General features: G+C 48.7%; 13 protein-coding genes. 5 read left to right on the top strand and 8 right to left on the bottom strand.

Features of this window, described 5'->3' with window-relative positions; all coding sequences use genetic code 11:
* Positions 1-51: 51 nt before the first annotated feature.
* Entirely contained in the window at positions 52-1,344 is a 1,293-nt protein-coding gene (gene purD / locus AC5I6P_RS02525) for a phosphoribosylamine--glycine ligase (RefSeq protein WP_495692184.1), read from the bottom strand.
* A 247-nt stretch (positions 1,345-1,591) separates the two neighbouring features.
* Here purD and AC5I6P_RS02530 point away from each other — a divergent pair, with 247 nt between their 5' ends.
* On the top strand, positions 1,592-2,884 hold the full coding sequence (locus AC5I6P_RS02530; protein WP_495692185.1) for a tetratricopeptide repeat protein: 1,293 nt from the start codon (positions 1,592-1,594) through the stop codon (positions 2,882-2,884).
* 74 nt (positions 2,885-2,958) lie between these two features.
* Here the strand turns inward: AC5I6P_RS02530 and AC5I6P_RS02535 are convergent, their stop codons facing one another.
* The 4 genes from AC5I6P_RS02535 to AC5I6P_RS02550 form a co-directional block, all read right to left on the bottom strand.
* On the bottom strand, positions 2,959-3,609 hold the full coding sequence (locus tag AC5I6P_RS02535) for a response regulator transcription factor (RefSeq protein WP_495692186.1): 651 nt from the start codon (positions 3,607-3,609) through the stop codon (positions 2,959-2,961).
* Between the two features lie 409 nt (positions 3,610-4,018).
* Positions 4,019-4,468, bottom strand: coding sequence for a (2Fe-2S) ferredoxin domain-containing protein (locus AC5I6P_RS02540; protein ID WP_495692187.1), 450 nt, complete (start codon positions 4,466-4,468; stop codon positions 4,019-4,021).
* A gap of 90 nt (positions 4,469-4,558) precedes the next feature.
* Positions 4,559-5,920, bottom strand: coding sequence for a cell envelope integrity protein CreD (creD, locus tag AC5I6P_RS02545; protein WP_495692188.1), 1,362 nt, complete (start codon positions 5,918-5,920; stop codon positions 4,559-4,561).
* Positions 5,921-6,112: 192 nt separating this feature from the next.
* On the bottom strand, positions 6,113-6,442 hold the full coding sequence (locus AC5I6P_RS02550; protein ID WP_495692189.1) for a hypothetical protein: 330 nt from the start codon (positions 6,440-6,442) through the stop codon (positions 6,113-6,115).
* A gap of 153 nt (positions 6,443-6,595) precedes the next feature.
* Here AC5I6P_RS02550 and arfB point away from each other — a divergent pair, with 153 nt between their 5' ends.
* Positions 6,596-7,009 (top strand): alternative ribosome rescue aminoacyl-tRNA hydrolase ArfB, encoded by a 414-nt coding sequence (gene arfB, locus AC5I6P_RS02555; protein ID WP_495692190.1) that lies wholly within the window; start codon positions 6,596-6,598, stop codon positions 7,007-7,009.
* Between the two features lie 179 nt (positions 7,010-7,188).
* Entirely contained in the window at positions 7,189-7,326 is a 138-nt protein-coding gene (locus AC5I6P_RS02560; protein ID WP_495692191.1) for a hypothetical protein, read from the top strand.
* Positions 7,327-7,649: 323 nt separating this feature from the next.
* Here the strand turns inward: AC5I6P_RS02560 and AC5I6P_RS02565 are convergent, their stop codons facing one another.
* Positions 7,650-9,197, bottom strand: coding sequence for a SagB/ThcOx family dehydrogenase (locus AC5I6P_RS02565; protein ID WP_495692192.1), 1,548 nt, complete (start codon positions 9,195-9,197; stop codon positions 7,650-7,652).
* A 193-nt stretch (positions 9,198-9,390) separates the two neighbouring features.
* On the opposite strand from AC5I6P_RS02565, the gene AC5I6P_RS02570 reads away from it, so the two are divergent.
* Positions 9,391-9,918: a pentapeptide repeat-containing protein gene (locus AC5I6P_RS02570; protein WP_495692193.1), complete on the top strand. Its 528-nt coding sequence runs from the start codon at positions 9,391-9,393 to the stop codon at positions 9,916-9,918.
* An 18-nt stretch (positions 9,919-9,936) separates the two neighbouring features.
* Here AC5I6P_RS02570 and murQ read toward each other — a convergent pair whose 3' ends face one another.
* Together murQ and AC5I6P_RS02580 are read right to left on the bottom strand one after the other, a co-directional pair.
* On the bottom strand, positions 9,937-10,857 hold the full coding sequence (murQ, locus tag AC5I6P_RS02575; RefSeq protein WP_495692194.1) for an N-acetylmuramic acid 6-phosphate etherase: 921 nt from the start codon (positions 10,855-10,857) through the stop codon (positions 9,937-9,939).
* A gap of 49 nt (positions 10,858-10,906) precedes the next feature.
* On the bottom strand, positions 10,907-11,311 hold the full coding sequence (locus tag AC5I6P_RS02580) for a DUF3110 domain-containing protein (RefSeq protein WP_495692195.1): 405 nt from the start codon (positions 11,309-11,311) through the stop codon (positions 10,907-10,909).
* Positions 11,312-11,440: 129 nt separating this feature from the next.
* On the opposite strand from AC5I6P_RS02580, the gene AC5I6P_RS02585 reads away from it, so the two are divergent.
* Entirely contained in the window at positions 11,441-12,505 is a 1,065-nt protein-coding gene (locus AC5I6P_RS02585) for a DUF6765 family protein (RefSeq protein ID WP_495692196.1), read from the top strand.
* The last annotated feature ends 160 nt before the right edge of the window (positions 12,506-12,665 follow it).

Consider the following 12,665-nt stretch of genomic DNA (forward strand, 5'->3'; position numbering starts at 1 on the left):
CGAACCTGAGTTCGCTGCTCATTTTCCTATATCTTAGGCTAATTTTAGAAGCTAATTTGAGCTAGAGCCAACGGTTCTGACCCGATGCCCAATATCACGGCGGTAGTACATGCTCTCAAAGTGAATCGACTGAACTGCCGCATACGCCCGTTCAATGGCTTGGTCAAAGGTTTCACCGATCGCCGTGACTCCCAACACTCGCCCGCCATCGGTGATTAGTTTTTGGTTTCGGAGTTGGGTTCCGGCATGAAACACAACAACTTCATCAGTTTCGGCTTGATCGATGCCCGTGATTTCTAGTTTCTTCGGGTAGTTGCCAGGATAGCCTTCAGCCGCCACCACGACACAAGCAGATGCACCCGCTTTCCATTCGATGGCAGGAAATGATTCTAGAGTTTGGGTGGCGCAAGCCAGCAAGAGCTTTTCCAGGGGCGTGTCGAGGAGCGGAAGAATTGCTTGCGTTTCTGGATCTCCAAAGCGGCAGTTAAACTCAATCACTTTCGGTTCGCCTGCGGGTGTGACCATCAGACCCGCATAGAGGACGCCACGGTAGTCGATATTGCGGCTCCGCAAGGCCGCGATCGCAGGCTCTAATACATGATTTTGAATTTGCTCCATCAGTTGGGGGGTGACGACGGGCGCAGGCGCATAAGCTCCCATGCCGCCGGTATTCTCTCCCGTATCTCCCTCACCGATGCGTTTATGGTCTTGAGCGGGGAGGAGGGGACGAATGGTGAGACCGTCGGTAACGGCAAGAATCGAAACTTCTTGTCCGCTAAGGCATTCTTCGATCACAACTTGACTGCCTGCGCTCCCAAACTGTCCCTGAAAGCACGCTGCGATCGCGCTGTCAGCACTCTCCACCGTTTCAGCCACCGTGACGCCTTTTCCTGCTGCCAACCCATCGGCTTTAATGACGATCGGGACACCCTCAGAGCGGACGTAAGCCTTCGCTGCCGCTTCGTCTGCAAACACGGCGGCCTTAGCGGTCGGAATTTCGGCATCTTCCATGAGGGCTTTTGCCCAGGCTTTGCTGGATTCAATCTGAGCGCCTTCGCGAGTGGGACCAAACACATTCAGTTCTTTGGCTTGGAGATAGTCTGTAATCCCCATCGCAAGCGGAACTTCCGGGCCCACCACAATCAATCCAACATTATTGACAAACGCAAAGCGAGCGATTCCTTCAAAGTCGTCTACGTTCAACGGCAGATTGCGGCACCGTTCTAGAGCGGCGGTTCCACCATTGCCCGGTACACAGATAATCTGCTGAACTTGCGGAGATTGCAACAACTTCCAAGCTAGGGCATGTTCTCGCCCGCCGTTTCCTACGATTAAAACTCTCACAGTGCCCTCGCTTAGAATTGAACCAGTGTGATCCAGATAAAATCTTAAGCTGAACGGTGGGCTTTTCGATAAGAAGAAGCCAGCATCTCTATATTTTGAGAGTGAAACTCTATATTTTGAGAGTGAAATTTTAGGTTGAGAGCCAACTTTAGAGCAAAATAATGGGCTAAATTGCAAATTTGAAACTTTTAACAGCACGTTCAGTTCTGAGTATAAAGCGACGGAATTTAGAGAAATGGTGGTTAGGATGAGTCAGATATCGGGTCGATGGTTCTGGGTGAGTCTGCTAGTGGGAGGTTCAGTTGTGGCAGGGCAAGTTATGTGTGGGGCGCAGGCTCCAGCCGTTCAGCCCTCTCCTCAACCGACAACCCCAGCCAAACCGCTGCCCGATCGATTTCCCCCCAGTCCACTGGAGTTAACGGTGCCCGATCCGCTCCTGCCAGGAGGGCTAAAGCGTCCCTTGAGCGAGGCAGAGCGGCAGCAATTAGATCAGGCGTTGGATGCATTGAATGTGCAGGCGACCGAAAAGCTGCAATTGAACGATCCGATCGCAGCTTTTGAGATCTGGAATCGAGAATTGCGCTTGCGTCGAGCGTTGGGCTTTTTAGAAGAAGTAACGGCTTTGGGTCGAGTGGGCGATCAAGCTTGGAAGCAAAACCTGTCTGAGGAAGTGCGCGTCATTACCAATCGGCTCAAGGCAATTCAAACCGAGGCACAAAAACCCGTTCAGGCCGGATCAGCCAGTTCCTCTGGTGGCGTGCAGGACGCAAATCGAACGGCCTTGCGATCGGCATTAGGAACGGCCTATCAGCAAGTGCGATCGCCAGGACTAGCCGTGACGGTGTATAACTCAATGCTGGCAGATGCGAGAGCCGCGAATGATGTGCCTCAAGAGACGAGTCTGTTAACCACGATTGGACAACTGCATCTCAGTTGGTTCGATTATCCGAAAGCGATCGCAACGTACACCGAGTTGCTGAACTTGGCAAAAGCCAGAACCGATCAGCAAAGCGTGTTTGTGAATCTGATTCAGCTTGCCTATGTACATGAACAAGCTAAACAACCCGCGCAAGCGGCAACCTATCAGCAGCAGTTGCTCGATTTGTATCAACAAAATGAACAGGCGCAGTACATTCCAGCCCTAAAGATTAAACTTGCAGATAACTACGCGGCAAGCGGTCGGTTAGATCTTGCCGAACAGCAGTACCGAGAAGCGTTTGAGTTAGCCCAGCCGTTTCTTCAGGTCGCCTATGCGACCGATGCGTTGCAAAAGCTAGGCAAGCTGTACCGAGCCAACGATCGCTTGGACTCAGCCCTGCAAGTGTATGACTATCTTGCTCAAGCCGAACAACAAGCCTATAACGCTTACGGCGCAATGGATGCATTAGATCAGGTTGGGCAAATCCGCCTTGCTCAAAAAGCGTATCCAGAAGCGTTAGCCGCCTTTAGACAAGGGTTAGAAGTCTCAAAGCAGTTAAATTATCGAACGGATTACTTCAACGAACAAGTTCAGAAAGTGGCGCAACAAGTCCCCCGTTGAAAACAAACATAGGGACGTTATGGGTAACGTCCCTACCTTAAAAAAGTTCAGATCGACAGTCTAGCTCGGCAAGCTCACGCCATGCTGTTTTCAATCGCCCAACGCGCTAATTCGGTGCGGTTGTGTAACCCGGTTTTCCCCAACATATTACTCACGTGGCTCTCGATCGTGCGTTGACTTACGTTGAGTTCCTCAGCGATTTCCCGGTTTGCCATGCCGCGCGCCACAAACTGAACCACGCGCAACTCAGTCGGCGTCAGTTCGACATCGAACGGCACCTGAATTTTGGGCGCGTTCTCACCACCCTTAGCATCCTTGTGCTGAATCAGACGAGAGGCTTGCTTCAGAGAGGATTCGACCTGAGCCACTAATTCTTCTGGCTCAAACGGCTTGACCATGTAAACATCTGCACCGATGTTTAATCCCTTAACGCGATCTTGACTTTGCCCCTTAGCGGAGAGAAACAAGACTGGAATCCAACTGGTTTTTGGATCTTGGCGAATCGTGCTGACGAGTTGGTAGCCATCCATTTCTGGCATCATCACGTCGCAGATGATCATGTCTGGAGTTTCACTCTCCAACACCTCTAGGGCTTCACGCCCATTTTCTGCGGTGACAACTTCGTACCCACGGAACTCTAGATAGTCTTTGACTAGCAAAATAAGGTTCGGATCGTCGTCAATCAGCAGCAACCGTCTGTGATTCCCTGCGCTAGTTTCCTTCATGCTGTGCTACTCGCTCTGCCGAATCTGAATAACGTTTACAAATTGAATTGGAATTGAAGCCAACTTCGAGAGATGGACACGTGTTATTGTGGACGATCTCGTAACCATTAAAAACTAAATTGCTCCCGATATTAGTAAAGATTCAGAATTTTGGCTATAGGTCTCGTGACATTATATACGACCAGCCAAGCAATCAGACTTCTTTGGTCTATGATTTATACTCCTGTAAGAGAATCGCTCAGACAAAAAAATGTACTGCATTCAGAAAATGATCTTTTGCTCAAATCGAGTCGTTAGTAAGGTGAGGCAGCGTTTAGCTGATGGGTCTTTGAGTAACTGAAATAGAATGCTGCGCAAATTTACTTCTATCAACAGTACAAAAATCAGAATTGAATTTTAGTTAGAAAAATCACGAGGTTGATGTGGTTATAGAATTGCTTGAAATAGGTGCGAGTGGATGAGTCAAAAAGACATATTCGTGGACAATCTGATTGCCAATTAAATGTTCTTGAATAATGCGTTCGATCACCTCTGGAGTGACAGAATGGTACCAAACTCCATCGGGATAGACGACTAAAATCGGCCCTTGCTGACACACGCGAAGACAGTTCGCTTTCGTTCGGAAGATGCAGCTTGCAGGGGCGTCGCCTGCCGAACCACTAGGAGTGGGCTGGTCGAGCTTCAATTCTTTGAGCCGTTTTTTGAGATAGTCCCAGGCGGCTAATCCAGTTGCTTTGTCGCAACAAATTGCTTTTGTTTGGTCAGCACAGATAAAGAGATGACGCTGAATCTGATTCAGTCCTAATTTCTGAGCGCAAGTTTCAAGATCAGATTGGGGGACAGTCAGTTCAGGAGCCATGGATGAGGTTCAAGATGAGGGGAGAGATTAGAAGTTGAGGCGCTCCTTTGCAGCTCAGGCATCGCTTCAACTTCACAGCGCTCCTTCATGCTAATCGATTTCAGAGGGTGCTCCGCCTGGGGTCGTTGGTTCTAGCCGTCTGGGGGTGGGTGGTTCTAACCAATCCATGCGGCGAGTGAAGTACATGATGATGGCTAAGAATACAAATAGCCCGATCGACCCCATGAGTAATGAGTAGTCCTGATTGGCTAACACGATGTAGAGATAGCTGTAGAGCGCAATCTGCATAATGCCTACGATCGCGCCTCGTTTTCTGGCTCGAAGGACGGCGACCGAGTATGCCGTGATCAAGACGACGACTGCAACAGTGGAAATAAGATAAGCGGTTTTGAATCCTAAGTGCTCAGAAAGGGCGAGTTGCAGGAGATAAAACATCGACATTGCCACACCGACGAGCAGATATTGCAATGGATGAACGCGCAGTCGAGTCGCGGTTTCAAACAGCCAAAACACGGCAAAGGTCAGCACTAGGAATAGAAAGTTGTATTTGATGCTGCGATCGCTCATTCGGTAATTATCAACGGGCGAAATCAGATCGACGCCAAAGAGCGAGGCTTGAATCATTCCCAGGTTGGTGGGTGATTCGTTATTCCATTGCTGCGGGTAGTTGCGGCCAAGAGAGGGAATATTCCAGGTGGCATTGAATCCTTTTTGGTTGACTTCGCGCTGGTCGGGCAACCAGACACCTTGGAAACTAGGGTTTGTCCAGTTGGAGGCGAGGCTAACTTTGGTGACTTTCCCAAAGGGGGCGAAGGCGATTTTCTCGCTGCCGTTCACTGTGAGCGGAATAGAGAAGGTAAAGGTCTCTCCTTTCATCTGGTCTTTTAAGACTGCGTGAATGCCTTGGTCGCTGTCGCCGTACTTGCTTTGCCCAGCGGTGAAGGGAATAGATTTTTGATTCCAGTTGAGCGCCGCCTGGTTTTGAATCGCGTGAGCATCGGAGACTTGCAAACTGAGTTCGGCGCGATCCCACAAGATGTCTTCTGAGCGAGTACCCCAACTGGTGAAGTCTGGACGATCGAAGCGACCGCGAATGTCGAGCTTGGTTCTATAGACGGGAACTTCAAAAATGCCTCGGTAGCGTACATCTGAATCGAGATTGCCCGTGATTTGCAAATCATCGGGTAGGAATGTGCCGTATTTGACTTCGGCTTTTTCTTCTTTCCCAGCTTGAAAGCGCTTGATGTAGGGGACGTAGAGGCGGGGGCCAAGAATCGACTGTGATCGCCCCCAATTTCCGGTGATGCCAGCGATCGCTTCTTGACGTAAATTCTGGCGATCGCTGACCAAATTCTGGAGCATCACCGTCGGGATTTGTAGTAACAGAATGAGAAATGTAATGAACAGAATACGGAGGAACTGCGAGTTCTTGATTTGCTCGTAGGTGTTCATGTGAGGATTTCCAGTGCAGTATTCGGAAGATGGTTTCCATAGAATTCACTGTTACTCACAGAAATTTCGGATGATCGCAACTAAAAACATCGCGATCGAGCCACTAAAGACGATCGACCTCAGAATTTAAATCGTTTCAGCCAAGGTGAGCGACTAGCCCGAACTTTCATATAGGGAAGATTGTGAACTGAACTAACCTCTACTTGCGCTAAAAATTTTGCTTGTGAGCTTCAAAGTTTCTACTTTCAAGCTCAACTCTTCATACTCCGCCTTCTGAACCTGGAACTTTGCCCTCCGAACCCGGAACTTTGCCCTCCGAACCTGGAACTCCGCCTTCTGAACCTGAAACTCCACCTTCTGAACTCGGAACTCCGCCTTCTGAACCTGGAACTCCGCCTTCTGAACTCGGAATTTCAGGCTTTTTACTTCAAACATGAAGTTCAGAACCCGGAACGTCGAGCAAATTCCTCCAACCTTCGCGTTTTGAGCGTCAACGACCAGCCTCTGAAGTCGAATCGCCAAGCTTTTTACTTCTCAAGCAATTCTTCCTCAATTGCAGCCCAAGAGGGAACCAACGATGAACCTGCTACTTTATGCTGGAACTGTCACAATCCAACGAACTAGCAACAACCTATCTCTGAGAACGGTGCATTGCTTATGTTGAACAAATAAACCATGCTGCAAATTTCTAACACCGTGAGTATCCCAGAGCATGAGATTGAGATGAGTGCGATCCGCTCCCAAGGAGCAGGCGGGCAAAACGTAAACAAAGTAGCAAGCGCCATCCACTTGCGCTTCGATATCGCAGCATCCTCACTGCCCGATCGCTACAAAGAGCGGCTGTTAGCATTAAGCGACCAGCGCATTACGAAAGAAGGGGTGATTGTCATCAAGGCTCAAGAACACCGCAGCCAAGAGCAGAACCGAGAAGAAGCCTTGCAACGACTAAAAGACTTGATTAGAAGTGCGATCGTATTACCCAAGCCCCGTAGACCCAGTAAACCAACTCGTAGCTCTCAGAGAAAGCGGCTCGATAGTAAAAGCAAACGCGGACAGATTAAAGCCATGAGAGGAAAGGTCACGGACTAGATGACATTCATCGATTGTTCATTGATAAATCAGGAAGAGAGGCACATTTAATGGAAACAATTGATTGGATGAATGTAATTCCGGCAGGGTTTGCGATCGCTATCTTTGCAGGGGGAATGTTCCTGTTAATATCGGGTGTTTGGTCTGCACGAGATAAATAAGCACAATGGATAAGCACAATGGGTTTCACAACGTTGGATTTCAGAACGTTGGACTTCAAAACGTTTTTAGAACATTTCGCCACCATTGCCCAAGCAGCTAACGGTATCGCAAAACTGCGATCGCTCATCCTCGATCTGGCAGTACAGGGAAAATGAGTGCCCTAAAATTCATTAGATTCTCTTCGTCACCGACGACATTTAATTAGTCACTAATTAGTCACTGTACACAGATACAAAAAACCGACAGTCTTCCCGAGAAATCTGTCGGCCAGTCGTGTGTTCCCTGTTGATGACTCGGCTAAAGTTGAGTCTTCTACAGTATGTCTGTGGTTAATGATACCTTTAGTGATTCGGATCACACAACCCTGTGATCCGAATCACAAAATGGCAGGAATTGAAATAACTATATCTTTAGATAGAGTTGCAGAAATAGAACTGGTTTTAACGAGCTATATCGATAGAAATAGAATTTTCTGCGATCATCTTCTCGGTCGTCCCAAGGTTGTGATGTAGAGAACCGCTTCGTCAGACGGAATACCCAACACTTCATTCACCTGATCATCGAAGAAGCCACCAATACCGCTCACGCCCAGATCAAGATAAACCGCCGCTAAATTTAAGCGCTGTCCTAAGTGTCCAGCGTCCATGTGCAAATAACGATACGCGCGATCGCCATACTTACTAACAGCTTTTTCTAAATCTGCGGTATGAAACATCACTGCCGCCGCATCGCGTCCCAAGTCTTGCCCCAAACAGAGATAATGCAGTTCAGAGCGAAAGTTTTTAAAGCGAATTTGGCGCAATTCTTGAGCCTTGGGAGCGTAGTAATAACAGCCTTCTTCAAGCCCAGTGACACCCGAAACGGCAACGAAAGTCTCGACCAACTCTAGATCGAAATAATCAGGGGAACCGTCTAGATCTTGATCAATGTAATGTTGAGGCTGATAGGTAAAATCGAGGAGTGCTTTGAGTTCGTCCAGAGTCAAGGGTTCGCCAGTATAAGCACGAGTCGATCGACGATTAATCATGGTCTGCTCTAAACCGTCGAGATTAGCGTCCCAGTCCACAGGTGAGGTCAAGGTTGGAACTTTAAGACAGAACGGAATGTTGTATTTATCCGCGCGATGCGATGTAGTCTCGTCAGAGTCGTCACTGCCGACTACAGAGGCATCGGTGGCATCGGTGGATGCCCAATCAATTTTAGTATTGGCATTAAACTCAATTTGAGTCGCTTGATGAAAGTAGTTCAGAAGCTGACCATCTTCGAGATGAGGAAACTCTCGTTGTGTGGCAGCCGGGAGTGCTGTGCGGGTGAGGGAAAGGTTTTCCCCAATCTCTAATCGATCTGCCAAGGGAACTACTGCGATCGCGCCTTCTTGATCCGCGTCGAGGTACAACAATTGGTTCACCGCTTCATCAGCAAATCCACCAATCAAGTGGGGACGGTAATCATTTGCCGCACACGCCAGTTCCAAATTTCCAAGCAAATGTCCCGTATCTAGAAAAATGCGGCGGTATGCTCGATCCTGATAGCGCCATGCTGAGCGAAAGAAAACGGCAGTTGCGACTAACGCCAGCTGAGTCCCGGCTAAAACCGGATTCCAAAAGCAGGCAGATTGGAGCGCTGTCCAAACATCGTTTTCCCAGAAATGGATCAGAGAGTGTGTTTTGGACTGGTAGTGGTATAGCCCCGACGGAAGGCGGGGAGTACCGCGAGAAATAAGGTAAAGTTCGGCGGGATAGAGGCCGCCAGCAGAGGGAGACGATCGCAGGTAGTGCGGTTCTCCTAAAGTCGGAATCATTCCCGTTAAACCATACGTGCAGTAGAGCAACTTCGAGAGCCGTTTCCACCACGATCCAGCCTCTACAGAAGAGTCTTCTAGAGCGGGCTTGAGGTCAAATGAGGTTCCTACCGGGTAGGTTTTGAATAAGATCGGTTGTTCTTCCCAATTGAGGGCATGGCTTTTAGCGTGGATCGTTTTCGGGTCGTACTTAGTGCGTTCGTGATAGTGCTGTGCGATTGACATAAAAAATGGGGACTAAAAAATAATGAGTTTGGGGAGGATAGGTAATTCAAGATACAGCTAATCGAAATCGCAGGCTTCTGTCTATGATTGTAATAAGTATAAAAGCCTAAAAAAAGTTAAGGAATACGAAGCTGTATCTCCTCTGTTTTTACATTTCTACAAAGAACTGTAGCTGTCTAGTCTAGCGATCGTAATGAAAAGGTTAGAGATTCAGGAACTGTTTTCCCGATATGCTGAGGGAGAGCGAGACTTTGAAACAATAAGCTTAGATGACGCAAACCTATTTGAGGCATCGTTACAAGGGATTAATTTTAGCGACAGCACCTTGCAAAAAGCTTATTTACCCTACGCGAATCTTAGTCAAGCAACGATGCCGCGATCGCAGCTTCAGCAAATTGAGTTGAGCAATGCCCGGCTCAATCAAGCCAATCTATTAAATGCCAACCTTCAATGTGGACGGCTAGTGAGAGCCGATTTAAGTTTTGCCAACTTGCAGGGAGCCGATTTATCAGACGCTGATCTCAGCGGAGCTAATCTCTACTGCGCAGATTTAAGACAGGCAAAGTTGTGTCGCGCTAATCTTAGTCGTGTGGATCTACGGCAAGCGAACTTATCTGGCGCTAATCTATCGGGTGCAACATTATTTCGGGCGTCTGGTGCGGAGTTAGATGGAGCGATCGTCGATGCGTTCACTACCTATCCCGACGGACACCGAGAGTAGTTAATGCTCTAACTATTGCTACAGCGCCTGTTTAGCGTGCCGCAAGTTTCCTTGATGCTGAGCTAACAAGCGATCGCTCTCGTCTACACTTAACCCTGTCCACTGCATCAGCAAGGCGCGTTTGACCGAGAAATTACTCTTGGTTAACAAGTCGTCTGCCTGTTCCCGGCTCAAATCGGTCAGATCGCACAGGATTCTCAAGGCGCGATCGTGGAGTTTTGTATTTGTCACTGCCACATCGATCATGCGATTGCCATACACCTTGCCTAAGCGAACCATTGTTCCGGTAGACAGAATATTTAAGGCAAGTTTGGTCACGGTTCCTGCTTTTAGGCGCGTTGAGCCTGCTAGCACTTCAGGTCCGACTAACAGCCGGATGTCGATATCTACATTGATTGCCACCTGTTCTTTCGGGACGCAAGCGATAAAAACTGTCGTCGCGCCGCGTCTTTTGCCCTCGGCTAAGGCTCCATGCACATAGGGCGTAGTCCCGCCCGCTGCAATGCCTACCACTATATCTAACGAGGTAATATTACGCTCTGCGATCGCACTCGCTCCATCGTCCGATCGATCTTCCAATCCTTCTGAACTGCGAACTAATGCCTCCGACCCACCCGCAATGATTCCCTGCACCATTTCTGGTGGCGTGCAGAAGGTGGGAGGACATTCAGCCGCATCTAATACACCCAACCGCCCGCTTGTGCCCGCGCCTACATAAAAGAGCCGTCCTCCCTGACGAAGATTCTCAGCGGTTCGATCGATCGCGTCTGCCAACTCATGGCGAACGGATCTGATCGCGCTAATGGTCTTGGCGTCTTCCCGGTTAAACACATCGACAATTTCAAGTGATGAAAGCTGATCGAGATTCGCGCTTTCAGGGTTGACTTGTTCGGTGAGCAAATGTCCGCGTTGATCGGAGGGATGAGCGGGTGTTGTCATAATTCTGCGTTCTGTAGTGCTACCTCAATGTCTGTTCTTCTTTCATCTCTCACAACAGCCCTTCTAACTGTCGCCGTATCCGATCCAAATCTGCATTCGACATATCTGATTCTTCCGCTTGCGGAGCTGGTTTTTCGTCGGCTGACCAATCGACTTGATCTAAATTTTTCTCAGGAGGCGCTAATAGCAAGCGCTCGAAGTCGTTCTGTGGCACAAAGTTTTGAGGAATTAAGTAACAGTCATAGCCTGCCCCTTCGCAAAAATCCTCAACTTCTTCTTGGTCAAGCGTTTCGACCGCCGGAGTAGGAAAATCTTGCGCTTCGAGCAGCAACGCATACCGCGTCGCATCGTCTTCCTCTTCAAACATCAACACCAAGTTACGATCGCCAACGCTAATCGTGTGAATTCCTTCGTTTTCCGTTCGGGCGTTAAATAGCAGTACGAAGACTCGCATGATTCTAGGAATGTGGGTGATCAATATTCCAGGGTACTGCAATTACCTGATCATTCGTAATTTCTAATCAAGAGTGCCTGACTTGTCGGATTGAGGTATATAGACATGGGGGGGAGAACAGGAGCCAACATGCAGATCGATTTTCATCATGGCGTGACTTACACAGTGGCACGACTTGCAGGATTTGAGCATCAGCAAGCTAGTACGATCGCATATTGCGCTCAGTATGTGGACGATGCGGTAAACGGTGGATTGGTGAGGTTTGATAATGGCGCATTGTTTGAGCGCATCAGTTCGGCGCACAAAATGTTGGACTACCGCAACTTTCGAGAACTTGCCAATCATTATGTTTGGATTCCGTTTCATTTTCTGCCCGGTAACGGCGGCTTGCCTGCGGGAAAAGAGCCAGACGGTAAATTTGTCGATAAGCTCATTTGTCGTCCCAATAGTGATGTGGCTCAACAGATGGTGCGCGAATGCATTCTTCGTCAAGATACGCCTTACGGGTTGCACCGCCTAGGCATCACAATGCACGTTTATGCCGATACGTGGGCACATCAAGGATTTGCAGGCATTCGCGATCGCGTTAATGAAGCCACTCGTTTAGTCGATGAATGGGGAGTCCCCGACTGCAAGTTCAGGGAGCGAATGACGGGCTATTTTATGAGTGAGGCAATGCCGCTCGGACACGGAGCCGTGTTGAGCCAGCCCGATAAGCCCTATTTGCGATGGGGATACACCAATGGACGAGGAGAAAAAATCTGGCGAGATAACCCGAAGGACTTTTTAGAAGCGGCAGATTACATGTGCCAAGCTATGCAGCGCTATCGATTGAAGAATCCGGATGCGATCGTGCCCGGTTTACCTCCTCTAGACCGACAGCTGATTGCAACACTCTTTGAAACGCTAACCTATCCCGATCGAAAAATTCGACATCGGCTCTGGTTAGCTGCGATCGCAGATGGTAAGTTCAGTTTTGGTCGTGCCGTTGTGGACTATATTCCAAAGGGCAAATTATCGTGGAAGTTTTTGGCGTTGGGCACAGAGCGAGAACGCGATCGCGGCGATGAAGTGTTTCCCTACCGGGAACAGTTTCTCGCCAGCGATTGGAAATATTTTCACGATGCCTTACAAGCACATCGGTTATTTGTGTTGCACGATTTGCTTCCCCGCTATGGCATCTGTGCAGCCTAGTGAGGAGAAGGTTGCTGTAAGCAATCGCATGGAGTTATCGATATCTTTTCAAGTCTTCGTTTTGAAGAACAATAGCTTAGTAGAGAGCAACATGAGATAGACTTCCTGCTTGACTGACAAAACTAAGAAGCTGGAAAGCTAGTGAGGACGGTGAATTCAC

This window comes from Myxacorys sp., from assembly GCF_059501405.1.